Consider the following 19,466-nt stretch of genomic DNA (forward strand, 5'->3'; position numbering starts at 1 on the left):
TTCACTCTCCCGCGTATAGTTTAACCGTGATCTTCACACCATTGGGTTCCCGATTGCTGATCTCAAGTCTGGCTGAGTGACCGGGATGTGAGTTCAATTGAAGTCGGCGTATTACATTTCGTAGACCGATGGATTCAGACTCGTCGGATTCTTGTGTAGATAACCCGGTTGTTGTATGACTTTGATGCAGCCATCCGCGGATCTCCAGTAATTTATCTTCAGGTATGGAAGGTCCGTTATTATTCAGTTCTATTTCAATCCAATGATCGTTGATCCGGCGGCTGGATAGGGATATGTGACCTTTGCCAGGCTGAATATCTGCTCCATGTTTAAAGTAGTTCTCAATTAAAGGTTGTAACGTCATTCTTGGCATTTCGACAGACAAGGTATCTTCGGCAAAACCCAAATCTACCTCCAGGCGGTCACCGAACCGCTCCTGCTGCAGTTCCAGATATAACCGGGCATGCTCCGCCTCTTCGCGTAAGGTCACGGAGGTCTGATCCCGCATGCTGTAGCGCAGCATTTTGGACAGGGAAGAGAGTAGTGTATACGCCCGTTGTCCTTGCTGTTGAAGGGCAAGTGTACCGATCGATTGCAGTGTATTATACAGAAAATGCGGATGAATCTGCGCTTGCAACGCTTTGAGCTGATTTGTCTTATTGGCGATTTCGAGTCGATATTCCCGCAAAATAAGATTATTTACCGTATCCATCATATCTCGGAAATGACGAGCGAGCACCCCGAATTCATCTCGGCTGGATAGATGGATATCCACGTGCAGACGCCCGGCTTGGATCTGGTTCATATATCGCATGAGTTGCTTGAGTGGACCGGTGATTCGGATGGAGATGAACAAGGTTGCAACAATGACCAATACAAGTGCCGCAATGGCAATCATCGCGTTATTCCATGTAAGTGTGGTCGCTCTGGCGTATAACGTCTCATTCGGAATCTGTTTGACAATGGTCCAGTCGGCGTACGTGCTGCCAAGCTGCTGGTATACATACATGGAACGATCCTGTTCAAAATGTCCTGCGACATTCTGGGCTGTACCAGCGCCAGTTCGCGCGATATTCAGTTCACTGGCCGTTTCCTCTCGCAGTGCATCCGTATGATTGGCCTCGGAACGTCCCTGGTAAATGATCTGATTCTGACCATCCACAACATAGATCTGTTCCCTAGCCGGATCATACAGTCTGCCACAGATTGCTGCAATGGTATTCATATTCAGATCTATGGCGAGTACACCCAGACGCTCTGTGGACGGAATATCCTTGATCACCCGATGCAGGGTAATGACCGTTCTTTCAGGATCATCAGGGGAGGCAGCCTTGAATCCGTACGTGTGACTCATATGGGCCGATTCCACCCAGATATCCGGGCTGTCACCGCCTGTTTTTCCATGGAGCGAGCCGGAGTAGGCCTGTTTGCGTTCCTCCCGCTTCGGAAAGGGATTTGTAATTAAGGTGGATTGATTGGCGGCAAAAGAGTGCAAATACAGCTGGAATACATCCGGCACAGCCGCGCGTATCGTCTGCAAAGTGGTGTACACCTCGGCAACCGCACGATAATCACCAGGAATTTTTGCCAAGTTGCGCAGAAAGTTCGGGTCATTATACACAGCCAGCGACGCTCTGGCCACGTTATCCACATAGTTGTTGAGATTGGTGGACGCTTGGTAGATCAGGCGTTTGTTCTCTTCAACAGCCTGTTCCCGCAAGGCTGTCTTGGTCTGAATAAACGTCATGCTGATCGAAGCGAGCAGTGGAAGTGTGGTAGCGATGAGCATAAAGGCAATCAATTTGGTGCGTATACTGTAGTATTTGGACATCGGAACACCCCTTCTGGTTGCAGGTTAAGAGAGGACAATATTTTACCCCCAACTGTTCACGAGGGTCGGTGTTTCCCTCGGCGATATTGGGGTTTAATAGAAAAAGAGACCAATTTCATCCATCTATAGAAGGGGAGAACGATATGAAGCATCGCAAATCTTCACAGCTGTTACAGCAGCTTGTGTTCGTGGGTCCCTCCATCGTGTTTTTTATTCTCATCATCGTGGTCCCTTTCCTGCTTGGCATGGTGTATTCCTTCACGGACTGGAACGGGGTATCCGAGAACATTAATTGGGTAGGGTTCGATAACTTCGTGCATGTTTTTGCGAATGATCCCAAGTTCCAAACGGCGTTTTGGTTTACGGTGCGCTTCACCGTGGTTGGTGTGGTACTGACCAATGTGATTGGCTTTTTCCTGGCGTATTTCCTGACCAAACCGCTCAAGACGAGAAACATTCTGCGTACGATCTTTTTTATGCCTAACGTGATCGGTGGGTTGTTGCTCGGCTTTATCTGGCAGTTCATATTTGTGAAAGGGTTTTCAGCAGTAGGCGATGTAACCGGCTGGTCCTTCTTCAACCTTCCTTGGCTGGGAGACGAACCAACCGCCTTCTGGGGAATCGTGATTGTGTTTGTATGGCAGACCGCAGGATATCTGATGGTTATCTACATCTCATCTCTGACCAATGTATCCCCTGATCTGCTGGAAGCTGCCGAGATTGATGGCGCAAGTCGCTGGCAGGTACTGCGGAGCATCATTCTTCCGCTCATTATGCCGGGTGTGACAATCTGTTTGTTCCTGGCGATCTCCTGGTCGTTCAAAATGTTCGATCTCAATCTGTCGCTGACCAAAGGTGGACCGTTCGGATCAACAGAGTCGGTTGCACTTAATATTTACAATGAAGCCTTTGTGAATAACAGATATGGCATCGGAACCGCCAAAGCGCTCGTGTTCTTCGTAATCGTTGCCATCATCACCATGATTCAGGTACGTCTGACGAAGAGCAAGGAGGTAGAAGCCTAATGGAGACGACGAAAAATTACCGCTTCAGTACCATTTTAACCGAGATTGTCATGGTACTCCTTGGACTTTTATTCCTGGTTCCGTTTTACTTCCTGTTTGTGAATTCGGTTAAAACCTTCGGTGACTTGCTCACCAATTCGGCTGCATGGCCGGAAGTGTTCCAGTGGGGCAACTATGCGAACGCTTGGGAGAAAATTAACTTCCCGTCCGCGCTGATGAATTCGCTTATCGTTACGGTGGTCAGCAATCTGTTGCTTGTGCTGATCAGTTCCATGGCCGCGTACCGAATGGTCCGCAGTGATACCCGGTTCAACCGGATTTTGTTCGGCATGTTCATTGCCGCCATGGTGATTCCGTTCCAGTCTATCATGATTCCACTCGTTACTGTAACCAGTAATCTGGGATTGATCGACAGCCTTGGCGGACTCATTATCTGTTATCTCGGTTTCGGGGCACCGATGTCGGTCTTCCTGTTCCACGGATTCGTAAAATCCGTCCCGCTGGAGATTGAGGAAGCGGCCCGGGTAGATGGAAGCTCTGCCTACGGGGTGTTCTTCCGGATCGTATTTCCACTCATGAAACCGATGTATGTAACCGTCATCATTTTGAACACACTCTGGATCTGGAATGATTATCTTCTCCCATCCCTGATCCTACAAAGCTCCAACCTGCGTACGATCCCGATTGCGACCTTTGCGCTCTTCGGACAATATACGAAGCAATGGGATCTGGCCTTGCCAGCACTTGTGCTTGGCATCATGCCGATCATTATCTTCTTCCTGCTGATGCAGAAGTATATCATTCAGGGGATTACGGCTGGATCAGTTAAAGGGTGAGGGTGCGAGGGAAGGGTCGCTGCGGGCTCAAGTTGCGCTTTCGGTCGCTGTTGCTCCTCGGTGGCCTGAATGTATTGGGGCAAGGAAGCCACCGAGTATCAAAGGCGAACGCTCCGCTCCTACATCGCATCCTGATCCCTTTGCACACCTCGCATGGAGGTGTGCAAAGGGAGTCATGCCTGCATAGCTTGGGCATGACTCCTGGGGAAAAGAGCAATAAGAGAAATGAAATGACCAAGAAAGAAATGATTTAAAGACCAGGTTCGATAAGACAGAAGGTGAGTTTGTATGTGTAGGGGCGCTGCGGGCTCAAGTTGTGCTTTCGGTCGCTGTTGCTCCTCGGTGGTCTGAATGTATTGGGGCAAGGAAGCCACCGAGTATCAAAGGCGAGCGCTCCGCTCCTACATCGCATCCTGATCCCTTTGCTCCCACCTCGCATGGAGGTGTGCAAAGGGAGTCATGCCCGTATAGCTTGGGCATAACTCCTGGGGAAAAGATTAGTCAAGAGAAAAGACCAAGAAAGACGCTTGTATAGCCAGGAACTTCTTTTACAGAGTGATGGCATGCTCCCTTTTCAAAGCGCTAACGAACCCACCGCATCTTAATAGTTGGATAATCAAGGAATAGAAATTATAACGAATCTCAGTAACCTTATTCCGGTGAAAAAAGGCGTCAGAGCCTTGAAAATCGACCAAATCGACGAAATAGCGTCTCTGTGATTCGTTAGGCTGGAGATTTGCGCAAATAGGAGCGAATAACGTGCGCTCGGTTCGTTAGAATGAAAACACGCTTCAAGGGAAGGTTATTCTGTCATCCGATTGCCGGTGTAAATACGTATTAGTGGAACGGGTATACTGAAACTACTATAGGGAGAGTGTATGTATGAAAAGAATGACAAAGTTGACGTTGCTTATGCTGATTGCTTTTTCGGTAATGCTTGCGGGTTGTGGCAATGGAGACAAGAGTGGCAGTCCGGTCAACACGGATACTCAAGGTGGTGGCGAGGCTGCTGCTGGAGATAAAACTATTAAAATCTTCCAATTCAAAGTCGAAATTGCGGAAGCGCTCAATCGTCTCAAAGCGGAATATGAATCTTCCCATCCAGGCGTCAAACTGGACATTCAAACCGTAGGTGGCGGTAGTGACTACGGCGCTGCATTGAAAGCCAAGTTTGCCGCAGGCGAACAACCGGACATTTTCAACGTAGGTGGTTATCGTGAATTGGATACATGGCTTGAATATTTGGAAGATCTGTCTGGAGAATCATGGGCCAAGGATGCACTCGAAGTAGCCAAAGAGCCAATGACCAAAGACGGCAAGCTCTATGGACAGCCGCTCGCGCTGGAGGGTTATGGTTTCATTTATAACAAAGACCTCTTCCAAAAAGCAGGTATTACCGAAATTCCAACAACACTGGAACAATTGGATCAAGCTGCACAGAAACTTCAAGCCGCAGGCATTACCCCATTCTCGAACGGATATCAGGAGTGGTGGGTGCTGGGCAACCATAATGTAAACGTGGCATTTGCAAATCAGGCAGATCCGGTGAAATTCATCCAAGGACTCAACGAAAGTACGGAGAAGATTCCTGGCAACCAAGTGTTCGCCGACTGGATCAACTTGCTCGACTTAACGTTGAAATACAGCAACAAAAACCCGCTGACAACCGACTATAATACACAAGTTACGTTGTTTGCGAGTGGAGAAGCCGCGATGATGCAGCAAGGGAACTGGACTCAAGTACAGATCGATGGAATCGATCCGGATCTGAATCTGGGTATTCTGCCGATGCCAATTAACAATGAGCCCAATGACAAATTGTTTGTCGGCGTGCCGAACTATTGGGTTGTGAACAAGAATTCCCAAGTGAAACCGGAAGCAAAAGAGTTTTTGGAATGGCTCGTAACTTCGGATATCGGGAAACAATACATGACAAAAGAATTCAAATTCATCCCGGCGTTCAGTTCCATCACAGCATCCGAAGAGGATCTGGGTGACCTCGCCACAGAGATCATGAAGTATAGCCAGGAAAATAAAACACTCAGCTGGAACTTCAACCGCTTCCCTGAGGGGGTTCCACAAGAGTATGGCAGCACAATTCAGGCTTACGTTGCAGGCAAATCGGATAAAGCCGGATTGCTCGACGCATTGCAACAGAACTGGGATAGTCTGAAAAAATAACGGCTTCCCCTTCAATGAATGAAGGTGTGGATAAGTAAAAACATATAAAAAGGTGACTCCAGATTAATTGGAGTCGCCTTTTTATAATGAGAAAATTTCCAGTTAAAAAGTGCAAATATGAACCCAAATATCGACTAATACAGATGGTCGGGTGTTTGTATGGTGTCTACAACCTGTTGTTAGTACACATAATGGCAACAAATAGCCAAACTTTAAATATTTGTAATTTTTAGATTGACAGTTCCAAGTTATATCCATATTATAGAAAAATATAGCAGAAAGTAAAGATATTTGAATCGGAGGTGAAGTTCTTTATGAGGGATATTGTATTCCTGTGTGACAAGCGGATTAACACCAAAACAGGGTTTCTCGAAGCCTTGTCCAAAATTTCGGACACAACCAACATTTTGCTGGTGGAACAGGGCTATGAACAGTTTGCTACATTACCAGAAGGGCTGTTCAGTGCAGTGTTCGAAGTGGGTGATATTACTCGGATTGACCAGGTGGAAGAGGTTTTTGAGCGCATTTTGGATGAATATGATGTGGAGCGCATCATTGCCCCGACTGAAAATGTGGTGGAGACAGGCGGGTATCTCAGAACACGTTTTGGTATCCCTGGTATTCAAAAGAATCAGGCTGAGACGGTACGTAACAAATGGATCATGAAGGAGACATTGCGGCAGGCGGGAATCCACACGTCACAGACACGTATTGCGTCCAATGCAGTACAGATCAGAAAGATTGTCGCAGGCATTGGTTTTCCCATCATTATCAAACCGATTAGTGGGTGGGCGACGATCATGACGTACAAGCTCAATAATCAAGAGGAGCTTGAGCAGTATATCAACCATTCCTGGAATCGGGAATCAGTGCTCATTGAGGAATTTATTACGGGTAGGGAGTTTCATATTGACTCCATCGTTTCAGAAGGTGAGCTTGTATTTTCCTCCGTCTCTGAATATTTGTTTAATTGTCTTGAGATTGTCCAAAATGATCGCCCTTCCGGTACGATCTGTTATCCCACTAATACACATTATGAATATGTAGAACGGATGCAGTCGTTTAATGAAGAGATCATACGGACACTGGGGATACGTAACAGTGTGTTCCATGCAGAGGTATTTCTTTTGCCGAATGGGGAGATCTGTTTTGGAGAGATTGGAGCAAGAATTGGAGGGATTGTCATCATTCCACCTATGGTGTTGAATTCCCATCAGGTTAACTTGTTTGATGCAGCCATTCAAACGGAACTTGGAATATATGAAGCGCCAACCTCGGTTAATACAGGCAAGTACACCGGTGCGGTTAATTTTCCATCTGCTGTAGGCAAGATCGAAAGCATCTCATCCGCAGAAGATTTCAAATCGATGGAAGGACTCATTGATATTCGAATTAACTATACATCAGGCCAGTCCATTTCAGGTGGTCGAGATACGATGTCCAGATCCGGATTTGCCATTGTGGAAGGCCCGGATATTGAATTCGTTAGAAAACAACTTCTAGAATTACATGACAAGTTTGTCCTGGTTCACCATTAAACCATTCTAGGAGGGCTTTGGGTTGTTGCTAGATAACGCTGATGTGAAGAGATTGGATAGTCATGATTGGAGAAAGCAGGAATTTGAGCATTTTGAAAAGGATATGACCAGTGACAGCCCTCGGTTTCCCTGCATTTTCGGTTCCATGGGGCTTAACCGCAATGAGCTGCGGTTCTCCTTTTTGGATGATGTAGAAGACCATTCCATAGAAGAGCTTGCAAAGGCATTGAGAGAATATGTGGAACAGGCAAGGAGCTTCGGAAACTACACCTCCATGGTTACATTTTTTAATATTGATAAGGATCTATCCATCCATGAATATCAGCATACGTTTTGGTCCATCCTGACCCGGCTGCACACCATCGACTTGAAAGAATGGCCAGAATTCATACCGAATGAAGAGAATGATCCTTTGTGGGAATTTTGCTTTCATGGGGAACCCATTTTTGTCGTTTGTAATACACCAGCACATGAGGTGAGAAGGAGCAGACATGCCAATACATACATGATTACCTTTCAACCACGATGGGTCTTTGAATCGATTGGCTTGGGAACACCAAAAGGAGATAAATCCAAGGATTTGGTGCGAAGCTTGCTTCGGCAATACGATGCCATTGATCCATTCCCGCATCTAGGGATCTATGGGAATCCGAATAATCGAGAGTGGCTGCAATATTTTATTCCAGATACCAATGAAGTTTCTGCTACAGCGCAATGCCCATTTCATCATATGAGGAGGAATAGTATGAGTTCAGTTCAATATATTAAAGGGTCTGACATAACACTTGAAGAAGCTGTAATGCAGTTGCTGCCTGTAACCGGTTCGGTAGAGGTTCAAAGAGATACACCATTCAGGGAGCACAAATCCCACACCCATCCTACAGACGAGACACTTCTGATTATCAATGGAGATATTACCTTCTTCACAGAAGAAGGAGAACTGCATTGCACGCCAGGTGACCGCATTCTGCTTCCGGCTAATACGGTGCACTCCTCCAAAGCCGGGGAGAAGGGAACGTTGTATATTATCGCTTTGGAGTTTGTGGAGCAGCCGAAAGAAGAGGTTCTGGCATGACTCGTTCCTCCGTTGGTTTGCTCATGAGAAAAGGCTTATCCCTGCACGGGGATCATATTGAAGCTCTGGGAAGAATTTTCGAAGAGGTCCATTTATGGACCTCTGTTTCTGGATTTGAACAAGATCCTCGCTTTCGTTCTGTTCAGCATATTCCCAAGAATGAGAATGTGGAAGAAATGATCGTGCAGGCGAGACAAATAGGCGTTCCGTTTTTCATTACCTGGCAGGAGACGGATATTGTACTAAATGCGAGATTAAATGAAGGATTGGGAAGACAGGATATTCCTGTCCAAGCGGCCGAAATTGCCAGAGACAAGTCCAGACAGCGTCAGTTCCTGAAGCAAGAGGACGTGGCCTGTCCTGAATTTTATGCCGTAAATACGTTGGATAAGGCTGTTACAGCCGCAGCAAGTGTAGGCTATCCGGTGATTATTAAACCCACACTGGCCGCATCCAGTAGCCATGTTGCGCTCGTTCATTCGCTTGCCGAATTGAAGGAGGCCTTCGATAGCATATCGCAACTGGCCATTTCGCAGTCCGGGCTATATTTTGACGAGGAATGTCCTGCAATAGCGCTGATTGAAGAGTTCTTGCCGGGGGAAGAGATTACGCTGGATGGCGTAGTTGTGAATGGCCTGTTTTATCTGGGAGGAGTACATAACAAGCTCAGAATGCCAGGTCCTTACTTTGAAGAGGATGAATATACGCTACCTTTTCAGGGAGAATCCAATGTGGAACAAGAACTTTGCGAGATGGCTCAGCAAATATGTACAGGTCTGAAACTTGAAAATGGTCTGTTTAACGTTGAAGCCAGACAAAACGCCAATGATGAGTATAAAGTGGTGGAGTTCAGCTGTCGTATCAGTGGTGGGCATGTCTATCGCAATATACGTGATGTGTATGGGACTGATCTGGTGACCGCTCATGCTTATGGTCTTCAGGGCGAGGAAACGTTGGCAGTCCATTTTGCGAAAAGAACAGCTCCCAAGTGTGCTACCTGTATCAAATTTGTATACCGTGATGGCAAGGTGTTGAATAATGCCAGCGGTGAGGCAGCAGATGATGTCAGGTACCGGGCTTATTATCCAGTGGCTGCCAAAGGTAGAGTGGTCCATTCTGCTCCGAAAGGATTCGATATTACAGGTCTGCTGTCTGTGCGTACCCAATATGAGGGACCTGAGGACATCGAGTCGGTAAAACAAGCCGCAAGATCTCTGGAACAAAAGCTGGATTTGCAAGTTGCTGAGGTGAGACAGCTTCAATGATACAGACTATTTTGTTCATACTATTTCTGTCGATTACCCTATGTGGAGATACGATTCTAAATATTACTCTGATCTGGTCTGTACTGGAGCAGGGCGGATCTATTACTCATCTGAGTATTATTATTACGATCATGAGTTTGGTACCTATTTTATTGCAAAAATATAGCTTTTTTCTCAAAACTGCGCTTAAAGAACGACCCTTGCTGATTTTCAGCTTAGCACGCATCTTGGGCATTGTGTTTCTGCTTGTGTTTTTAATTCAATTTGCGGGCAACACCAATGTGTATGGCTTATATCTGATTGGTGGCGTATTCTCCGTGATTCTGTTTTTGACCAATCAGAGCCTGGAAATCTACATGTCCCAGATGGTGCTGGATGGGAAAATCAAATCACACAAGGCCTCACATGACTTGCAGACTGCGATTCAAATTGGTGCCTTTGGAGGAAGCGCAATAACCGGAGTTCTACTCAGTATAGGCGGATTGCCAATGATCTCGACCGTACTCATGGTGACGCTGGCTGTCGGTATGATGGCTCCATGGCTCATTCCGATTCTGTCCCGATCCGGTCAGGCTGAGCAGAACATACAGAAAGAAAAAACGGAGGCTCCGCAGATTACATACTCCGACGCCGTGCGAAAAAAAGTACTGAACATGACCATATTGGCGGTAGTTGTATTAACCGTGCAATTGGGAGCAATTAATTTTATCGTACCGATTTTGTTCCACGATATCTTCAATTGGGACTCATCCCGTTACGGGGCCATCGGAGCAGCGATGGGGCTAGGTGCCTTTCTTGCAACGCTGATTCGTAAGTGGGAACACCGAATTCCAATGTATCTATTTATACTGATCGGCGTGATCGATATCATCATTGGCACGGTACAGGTGTTTGCGGTGTCGTTAATCTGTGGATTCATGCTTGGGTTTGTGTTTAACCGGACTCGTATTATGCAAAGGTCTGTCATGTTTGATAACTTACGCAGCCGCGAAGAGACCATGAAGTGGTCGGGGAGATCAACGTTCGCCACTCAATTTACAAGATCAGTTGTCCCATTGGTGCTGGCACTTCCGTTGTCCCTGATGGGGCAGGAGAATACAGGCGTACTGTTAGGAACACTCGGTGTTACGGTGACGATAATCCTGTTTGTCGCCATCCGATTGGAGAACAGATTGCCGCTTCAAGGTAACGAACCGATTATTGCTGGGGACAGTAAACCTTCGGTTTGAAGCAGGGAAACAAAAGTAACAGTTGGAAAATGAATTGTACGAAGGGTCAGCCGGGTGCGTTCTGGTTGGCCTTTTTTTGTTTTATTCACTGGAATACATGTGGATAACCCAAAAGCAGTTTAACGATCTCATGACGTATTTAACACAGAGTTAATACTATATGTGGATATCCTGTGTGTATAACACTCTAAATGTGGACAAGTATGGAGTAGTTGGAGTAGGAAATCCTCTTTTGTTAACAGAAATACTTGTTTTCAACTTACTAGTACTGTATAGTTCTAAATATGACAAATCAAAAAATGAACATGAGACCTGCCAAATCCAAAAGTTCCAATCCGGTGAACCGGACCAAGGCGGTTGAAGTGGCGGCACAATTATTTCTGCGTCAGGGGTACAGCTACGTCAGCATGGATGAAGTCGTGCGAGTGAGTGGGGTATCCAAGTCGAATATTTATTATCATTTTAAAAACAAGGAGGAGCTGCTCCAGGCCGTGGTACAATACTGGATTGCCCAGTATGAGTCGGAGCTGTACCTGCTGCTCAGTCAGCGTGAACGAGGAGTGGAGGAGCGTATCTACTCATTCATGGCATTGCTGTCGGCAGGTATTGAGGGCCGAAATTACGAAGGGAGCTGTCCCTTTGTTACGTTATATATGCAGACACCTGACAGTGCACCCCAAGTGAAGGAAAGCATATCCAGATTCTTTCGTGAGCTTAGACCTATGGTGGAGAAGTTGTTTCAGCAAGGTGTGGATCGTGGTGAATTTCGCCAGGGAATCGAACCGGGACCGGCTGCGTTGTTGTTTATTGCAGCATTGGAAGGTTCACTGATCCTCGCGGGAACTGCGCGTGATGTAGGGATTATAGAACAATCGGCGCGTACTTTTTGTCAGATGCTTCGTTAATCGAAGCTCTTTTTTTGAATATAACTAGTACTATATAGTACTAAAAGGAGCCGTAACAGAATGATTGTACATACTAACCGTGTATCCAATGAAGTAAACACAGCAGCAAATTCAACAAAGATGAATCAGGTAATAAGCAAGTCTGATATTGCAGCCACGACCATTTTTATGACAGGAAGCACAGGTTTTATCGGCAAAGAAACGGTCAAACAGCTCACGCAAGGAGAAGCTCAATTACTCTTGCTGGTTCGTTCGGAACAGCGAGCCAGAACTGTGCTGAAGGCTTATGGAGTGAAGGATTTCGACCGAATTACCTTTATTACAGGTGATTTGTCCATGTCGGGTCTTGGCCTTACCGCAACGGACCGGGAGCGTGCTCTTGAAGCGAATGTGATCATTCATGCGGGTGGAACGATGGACGTCACTTTGGAACGAAAAGTAGCCGAGCAGATATTCATGAACGGGGCCAGAGAAGTGGCACAGCTAGCACAGGAAATCCACCGTACTCATGGATTGAGACACTTTATCCACGTTGTTGGTTATATGAGTCCTTATGGAGAGCGGAATGAACAGGGGAATTATCTACAGGTTGAGCATGTGGATAACAATGAAAGTGCATATGAAGAGATGAAGTTCCATGCCGATCTGCACATTCGCGAGCATGCAGAACAGCATCACTATCCCTTATCCGTTGTAAATCCGAGTACAGTGGTTGGACCACGTCCCACAGGTGAAACCGAGCAAACGGGTGGGATTGGACTGCTCATTCAGGCGATTCAGAAAGGGCTTATGCCGGTAGTGCCGGGAGGTTCATCCTATTGGTTACCGCTTGTGGAGAATGACATTGTTGCACAGACGCTTGTTTTTCTATCCAGGGAAGCTGCTCCAGTCGGAGGAACTTATCCACTGTTGGCGCGGAAGGAGGTCAGTCCCAATATGAAGGAACTGCTGCAACTCTTGGCGCAGCAATTGGACGTACCCAAGCCCAAAGGGGCTGTGCCACTACCATGGATTCAATGGATCATGAAATCAGGTGGTTCACGCATCAGTGGTGTTCCAGCGGAGTCGGTTGCTTTTATTACCAACAGGTCATTCCCGGTTGAAGAGACGGAGGCTCTGTTCACACGTATGGGGCAATCGTGGCCGGACATCCGGGAACAGCTTCCGCTGGTTACAGCTGATCTGGACTATCGTCTGCGGTATACGCCGTTACCTGAGGGTTTTCCGACAGATTATATTCGGTCACGGAGCGGAAATATGGCTATGCTTGGTTGGGAGGGTGAGGGAGAGCCTTGGATTATTGTACATGGTCTGCTTCAATCTGCGGATGAGATGTTACCGTTAGGAAAACAGCTTAGGGACCGGACCGGGAACCCGGTATGGTTAATCGATCTCGCTGGATTCGGACGGTCCCCGGTGCATCAGGGGGATGAAGCATTTGAAGGTCAGGTGGATGCACTGCTTACGGTTCTTGGTGAGTTTGAAGGTCCGGTGAAGCTGGTGGGCCATTCAATAGGGGCTGCTATTGCAGCTGAGGCACAGATGCGTAGCGGGCGCACAAACATTCGGTTAGGTTTGCTTCAGCCAGTTGCCAACAATTCGAATCCGAATGTGCTAAGATGGGTTTCCCGTTTGCCAAGAGGGGTGATGCGCTCTCTGCTGCGTGGACGATCGGAGAAAAGTTGGAATCAAATGTTCAGTTCACATAGCGGCGTAGGCGACAGCAGTGTTATGGCCCATACCATGGGCAAGAGAATACGTTCCAGTCTCCAATCCCCTCGCATTGCAGGAGCACATGCAGACTTGTTGCGCTGGATTCACTCGGGTCAGAGGAAAGGCGCCAGATCAACGTTGTGGGCGAAAATGGAAAGTCAGCATTATGCCAAGAATGCATTAGTTGTATGGGCCAATCAAGATCGGGAATATCACTATCCCCAGGATATGAACTCACAGGTCAAACGGATAGATGTACCCTATGGACATTACTTTCCGACATTTCAGTATAAGGAAACAGCCGCAATCCTCGCCGAATGGGCCGATACCTTGAGGTGAGTTCAGGTTTGGACATGCAGGAATCCCGTGCCAATTGTCGAAAGGGTCAAGTCGACTTTGAGAGCTGAACCAAAGACAGGAGAGATGAATGTATGAGCAAGCAACGTGTGGAAATCAGTAAAAATGTGCTAACGGAATGTCTCGGACTGCGCAGCGGAGAGAATCTGGTGGTTGTCGCAGACGATATGAAACGGGATCTGGCTGAATCCATCTATGAGGCAGGCAAAGCACTTGGCGCAGAGTCGGTCCTGTTAATCATGGAGGAACGCAGCAGATCTGGAGAAGAGCCACCTGCGCCGATTGCAGAGGCCATGATTCGAGCAGATGTAGCCGTGTGTGTAACGCGATATTCATTAACACATACCCAGGCACGCAAAAAAGCCGCTGCTTCAGGGACCCGAGTGGCAACAATGCCTGGCATGACAGAGGATATGTTTGTGAACGGAGCCATTACAGCTGAATATTCGCAAGTAAAGGCGTTGACAGAGAAGGTAACGGCTCTATTAACCGCAGGTCGCCATGTGCGAATAGAGAAGCAGGGCCATAGTCTTTCCTTTTCCATTGAAGATCGTGACGGTGTACCAAGCACAGGTATGTATTTGAACCCTGGTGAATCGGGCAACTTGCCATCAGGAGAAGCCTATATTGCTCCCGTTGAGGGCAAGGGCGAGGGCAGTATTGTTGTAGATGGTTCCATTGCTGGAATTGGGGCACTCCGTGAACCGATGCTATTGACCGTTAATGAAGGACGGTTGGTGTCAGCTGAAGGACCAGATGGGGCTCAATTACTGGAAACGCTTGGTGAGGGCGATGGTCGTTTTCTCGGCGAATTCGGTATTGGTACCAATAACAAGGCACGAATCACGGGTGTTGTGCTGGAAGATGAGAAGGTGTACGGCACAATTCATGTGGCCTTTGGCAGCAATAACACATTTGGTGGAACGATTGCCGCGGGTGTTCATATTGATGCAGTTGTACAAAAGCCGGACGTGTACATCGATGACAAGCTGATCATGCGTCAGGGTGAATTGGTCGAATAACTACAGTGAAGGAAATTAGGCATGTCCACAACGTGTCCACAGTAAGGGATAACTGAAGCGGAAATTTAGATTTTACGTTAGATTTACAAACAAATACACAACATGTCCACATTAAATTAATGAATATCCACATGAAACGCCAAAGATATCCACAGCATGTGTGCAATATGTGCACAACTTATCCACAAATCAGGTATAACTCGTGTTTTCATCCGATAAAACAGTCGTTTTGGAGTAATGAAACAAGTTATCCACAGGAATATCGCTTTTTTGTTCCAAGTATTTGAAAACATAGAAACAGATCCATAATATATGGGGATAAAAAAGACCAAAAATCGGCATAAAGCTGATCTTTGGTCTTTTTTTGAATATATTTTTTCAATCCAATGTCAGGTTACTTACTCTCAATATTAAAACGACTGACTTCCACCACCCCCCACAACAGGGCAAATGAGCAGAGCCGAGACAGCAACCGTAATGCAACGTCTGTTGAAGTTGGCAAAATTGATCTGAAGCCTAAACATTTGATCAAAAATAACCGATACACCAAAGTAACATCTAATAGGACGAAAGTAGTCTGATTATACGGAATGAGAGGGTATGGGGATAACTATGGACGAGGGAATGCAATATATTAATTTTTCGGTAGGAGACCAGATTTTTGCACTACGAATTGATGAAGTTCATGAGATCATCAGAATGGTGCAGGTGACTACGGTCCCGTTTGGAAGTCCGGAGATCAGAGGTTTTGCTTCGTTGTACGGTAAGGTCGTTTCGGTAGTGAGTCTTCGAGTATTGTTAGGCATGCCGGACCAGGAGGATACCTCTTCTACACGTATTATTGTGGTGCCTTACAAAGGAGGATTTGTACCTCTAATCGTCGATATGGTTGATTCTGTCGTAAGTTACGATCGTTTCGAGGAACCTGCTGAGGAACACCGCCGTTTCATGCTTGGCGTTTTTGACAAAATCGGGTTCTGTGCAGATCACCGTGCAGGCATTTTGAACCTGGATGTATTACTGGGCAGCTTGATCAGATCATAGTAGTATAACGATCCGTTATTCTTTCAATTTTCAGTATTATCCTTCGGTTTACCCAAATGTTCCTCATCCGCTTTTCGGGAGAAGGGACATTTTTTTGTGCTGCAAAGCATCGAAATAACCACTTTTTATGGGCAAAGGTTTTTAAATCCGGTCATTTTCGTATATGATGGAGAGTAACAATGCGAAGGGATGACGGGAGACTTTAATGATGCAATCGCTGTATGGAGTATGGCTTGGTGACGTATTTTTTTGTTTTTCCGGTGAAACATCGGAACCACGTGTGGATGCATGGAGCCACGTGGTAAGAAGGTTGAATTTTGGCGACGGGGGTCGTCTGTTTCAGCCTGCCGCTCTGCGTCTTGCGGAGCTGCGCTGGCCGAATCCGTTGAGGAACACGGCTGAAGCGAAGAACACGAAGCGGCGTCAGCTGCTGGGGCGCACATTGGAAGGATTGGCAGTCTCGCCTAAGGATGCCTTCAGGTTGCTGCTGCAATGGGATGACCGTTTGTTAAATGCAGCCGGAATTCAGGTTGGAGAAGAGATGCGTTACTGGATCAAAGCAGCGCAGTTCACACAGGAGCTGCTGTTGCGAGGAGCAATTGCTCCATCGGCTGAATTCGCAGCAAAGACCGGAGCACGGCGACGGACCGGGCAAGAGACATTAACAGGTGTATGGCGGCCACGCTTGCAGCAGGAGGAGGACATCGAACGCTTCCGCGATCTTGCAGAAGCGATGCCTCCGATTGGATTGGCTGCTCCTGGAGCTTACGCTTCATTGGAACCGGAAACGCGTGAAGAAGCAGGGGCTGCGGTATTATTTTCATTCATGAGTGGCATGATTCATGCTGTAGTGACAAGTGAACTGGAGGGCATGGACAGTGAACTGTCCCGTTACCGCACCCCATATCGACGCGGATCTTCGCCAGTAGCCGAACTCTGGTGGAACAGTCTGATCTCGATGTTCCGTCCTGTGACGGTGCAAGGGCCGACGGACGATATGACAGCGTTTATTCATACGCTGCAAGAAGTTGGTGGAACGTCAATGCCAATCGTGGGAGCAGAAGAGATGGCGCCTGCTGAAGGCCAATTGAAGCTGGTGCTCCGCTTGGAGCCTCCACTGGGCGAACATGAAACGATCTGGGGAATAAGCTTTTGGGTGGACAGTGAGCAGGAACCAAGCCTGAGGTTGCCTGCACGGACCATCTGGGCACATCCGGAGCGAGATCTGGACCGAGGTAAGGTGTTATATACCTCGGCGGCAGAGCAATTATTGATGGCACTCGGGCAAGCAGCAGAATTGGCACCTGAATTGGAGACGGCGCTGCTTACCGCTCGCCCAGAGGAAATTAAGCTGGAGCAGCAGGGTTTCTTTGAATTTCTCACGCATGCGGTTCCACGTCTGCAGAAGGCTGGGATAACCGTTCTCATGCCTTCAAGGTGGAGTCGTGCCGGGAAACGTCGTGCGGGACTCCGTCTGCAGATGTTGAATCGGGGAACAGAGCGGTTGCCTGGAGCCACATCGGCACTGGGCATGGAGCAATTGGTTGCTTTCAAAGCGGAGCCTATGCTGGATGGTAAACCGGTCACGGCGGAGGAACTGGCAGCGCTCGCTGAATCCACAGTTCCCTATGTCATGTTCCGCGGTGAATGGATTGAAGTGGATACAAAAGAGATTCGCCAAGTCTTGCGTTATATGAAAAAAGAAGAAGAACAATACATGCCTCTCTCCGAATGGCTGCATCTGGCAGCGGATGAAGGGGAAGATTCCGCATGGAAGGGCCTTTCCGTCTTTGGTGCCGAATCCGATGGGATGCTTGCTTTCCTGCTTGATGGACAGGTGCTTCGCAGCATTGAGCCTCGTCAGGTTCCGGCAGAATTGCATGGTGAACTCAGACCTTATCAGGAACGAGGTTACCAATGGTTATCCGCGATGCGTGAGCTGGGCTTTGGCGTATGTCTTGCGGACGATATGGGACTTGGGAAGACCATTCAGGTAATTACCTGTCTGCTGGACCGCAAACACGAGGAACGCCAGGCGGCTGAAGAGGAAGCACGTGAGAATGAGCTGTTGAATGGATCAGATGATTCTTTCTCGGCGGATCAGCACACGAATGAGCAGCCTGTTCATCTGCCTGCACTTATTGTGTGTCCTACCTCGCTGCTCGGAAACTGGCAGCGTGAGCTGAAGCGATTTGCCCCGGATCTGTCGCTGTATATTCATCATGGCGGACAACGGTTGCACGGGAATGATTTTCAGGCAGAAGCGCAGACACATGACATTGTACTGACGACCTATCATCTGGCAGGCAGAGATGGCCCGGATCTGGCTTCGCTGCACTGGTCCACCATTGTGCTGGATGAGGCTCAATATATTAAGAACTATCGTACCAAACAAGCGCAAAGCGTAATGCGCCTGTCTACACTTCATCGTATTGCGATGACGGGAACACCTGTAGAGAACCGATTGAGCGAACTTTGGTCGATTTTCCAGTTTCTCAATCCGGGGTATCTGGGCACAGCTTCATCGTTCCGTCAGCGGTATACGGGACTGGGGCCATCCGAAGAAAATGCAGCATCCTTGCGTGAGCTTCATCGACTGGTATCTCCATTCATGCTGCGCAGGCTGAAAAGTGATCCGGATATTCGCAAGGATCTGCCAGAGAAGCTTGAACTGAAATCCTATTGTTCCCTGACGCCGGAGCAGACGGTGTTGTACCAACGTGTAGTGGATGATCTGATGGGTGGTCTGGACGGCAGAAATGGCATTGCCCGGAAGGGGATTGTTCTTTCCTCCTTGACCAAGCTCAAGCAGATCTGTGATCATCCAGTGCTGGCGGACAGTAATCGGAAAGACCACGGCAAGGCTGAGGCATCTGGTAAGATGGAGCGATTGCTTGAACTGCTGGACGCCATCCGTGATAACGGGGAATCGGCTCTGATCTTCACGCAGTATGTTGCTATGGGAGATCTGCTGGTATCGAGGTTGAAACAGCGATATGAGGAAGAACCTTATTTCCTGCATGGTGGTGTGTCGAAGGCGCAAAGAGATGATATGGTGGAGACTTTCCAAAAAGGAGAGGGGCCGTCCATGTTTGTTCTATCTCTTCGTGCCGGAGGTGTGGGTCTGAATCTGACACGGGCGAGTCATGTCGTTCACTATGATCGGTGGTGGAATCCCGCGGTTGAGAATCAGGCGACGGACCGTGTATTCCGAATCGGACAGAATCGCAACGTGCAGGTGCATAAGTTGATCTGTCAGGGAACACTGGAAGAACGGATTGATGAGCTGATTGAGAGCAAGAAGGCACTGTCCGAGCAGGTCGTTGGTTCGGGTGAGAATTGGCTGACAGAGATGTCGGATGATGAGCTGCGTGGTCTAATCTCACTTCAGGGTGAGACGTGGCTGTGACCTTGAACTTTCAGAGGAATATAGATGTTGAGAAAG

Annotated in this window: 13 protein-coding genes; 12 read left to right on the top strand and 1 reads right to left on the bottom strand. The window is 47.6% G+C overall.

Features of this window, described 5'->3' with window-relative positions; translation table 11 throughout:
* Position 1: 1 nt before the first annotated feature.
* Entirely contained in the window at positions 2 to 1,831 is a 1,830-nt protein-coding gene (locus V6669_RS02845; protein WP_338590532.1) for a sensor histidine kinase, read from the bottom strand.
* A gap of 143 nt (positions 1,832 to 1,974) precedes the next feature.
* Between V6669_RS02845 and V6669_RS02850 the strand changes: the two genes are divergently transcribed.
* The 12 genes from V6669_RS02850 to V6669_RS02905 all read left to right on the top strand — a co-directional run bounded on the left by V6669_RS02850 (position 1,975) and on the right by V6669_RS02905 (position 19,430).
* A complete protein-coding gene (locus V6669_RS02850; RefSeq protein WP_036607341.1) occupies positions 1,975 to 2,856 on the top strand; it encodes a sugar ABC transporter permease in 882 nt (293 codons plus the stop codon).
* Positions 2,856 to 3,692 carry a carbohydrate ABC transporter permease gene (locus V6669_RS02855; RefSeq protein WP_091038297.1) on the top strand — a complete coding sequence of 279 codons (837 nt, stop codon included), beginning with the start codon at positions 2,856 to 2,858 and terminating at the stop codon, positions 3,690 to 3,692. The genes V6669_RS02850 and V6669_RS02855 overlap by 1 nt, the downstream gene beginning before the upstream one ends.
* Before the next feature lie 882 nt (positions 3,693 to 4,574).
* Positions 4,575 to 5,873 carry an ABC transporter substrate-binding protein gene (locus tag V6669_RS02860; RefSeq protein ID WP_036672088.1) on the top strand — a complete coding sequence of 433 codons (1,299 nt, stop codon included), beginning with the start codon at positions 4,575 to 4,577 and terminating at the stop codon, positions 5,871 to 5,873.
* A 314-nt stretch (positions 5,874 to 6,187) separates the two neighbouring features.
* Positions 6,188 to 7,411 carry an ATP-grasp domain-containing protein gene (locus V6669_RS02865; protein WP_091038299.1) on the top strand — a complete coding sequence of 408 codons (1,224 nt, stop codon included), beginning with the start codon at positions 6,188 to 6,190 and terminating at the stop codon, positions 7,409 to 7,411.
* Positions 7,412 to 7,433: 22 nt separating this feature from the next.
* On the top strand, positions 7,434 to 8,486 hold the full coding sequence (locus tag V6669_RS02870) for a YqcI/YcgG family protein (RefSeq protein WP_338590538.1): 1,053 nt from the start codon (positions 7,434 to 7,436) through the stop codon (positions 8,484 to 8,486).
* Complete coding sequence (locus V6669_RS02875) at positions 8,483 to 9,751, top strand: ATP-grasp domain-containing protein (RefSeq protein WP_338590540.1); 1,269 nt, start codon at positions 8,483 to 8,485, stop codon at positions 9,749 to 9,751. Before V6669_RS02870 ends, V6669_RS02875 begins: the two co-directional genes overlap by 4 nt.
* A complete protein-coding gene (locus tag V6669_RS02880; RefSeq protein WP_338590541.1) occupies positions 9,748 to 10,980 on the top strand; it encodes an MFS transporter in 1,233 nt (410 codons plus the stop codon). The genes V6669_RS02875 and V6669_RS02880 overlap by 4 nt, the downstream gene beginning before the upstream one ends.
* A gap of 338 nt (positions 10,981 to 11,318) precedes the next feature.
* Positions 11,319 to 11,885 (top strand): TetR/AcrR family transcriptional regulator, encoded by a 567-nt coding sequence (locus tag V6669_RS02885; RefSeq protein WP_338594825.1) that lies wholly within the window; start codon positions 11,319 to 11,321, stop codon positions 11,883 to 11,885.
* 60 nt (positions 11,886 to 11,945) lie between these two features.
* A complete protein-coding gene (locus V6669_RS02890) occupies positions 11,946 to 13,937 on the top strand; it encodes an alpha/beta fold hydrolase (protein ID WP_338590543.1) in 1,992 nt (663 codons plus the stop codon).
* Between the two features lie 92 nt (positions 13,938 to 14,029).
* On the top strand, positions 14,030 to 14,977 hold the full coding sequence (locus V6669_RS02895; protein ID WP_338590545.1) for an aminopeptidase: 948 nt from the start codon (positions 14,030 to 14,032) through the stop codon (positions 14,975 to 14,977).
* Between the two features lie 612 nt (positions 14,978 to 15,589).
* Positions 15,590 to 16,021: a chemotaxis protein CheW gene (locus V6669_RS02900; protein WP_176873076.1), complete on the top strand. Its 432-nt coding sequence runs from the start codon at positions 15,590 to 15,592 to the stop codon at positions 16,019 to 16,021.
* 205 nt (positions 16,022 to 16,226) lie between these two features.
* Positions 16,227 to 19,430 carry a DEAD/DEAH box helicase gene (locus tag V6669_RS02905; RefSeq protein ID WP_076215546.1) on the top strand — a complete coding sequence of 1,068 codons (3,204 nt, stop codon included), beginning with the start codon at positions 16,227 to 16,229 and terminating at the stop codon, positions 19,428 to 19,430.
* The last annotated feature ends 36 nt before the right edge of the window (positions 19,431 to 19,466 follow it).

This window comes from Paenibacillus sp. Y5S-9 (assembly GCF_036894235.1).
Lineage (GTDB): Bacteria > Bacillota > Bacilli > Paenibacillales > Paenibacillaceae > Paenibacillus.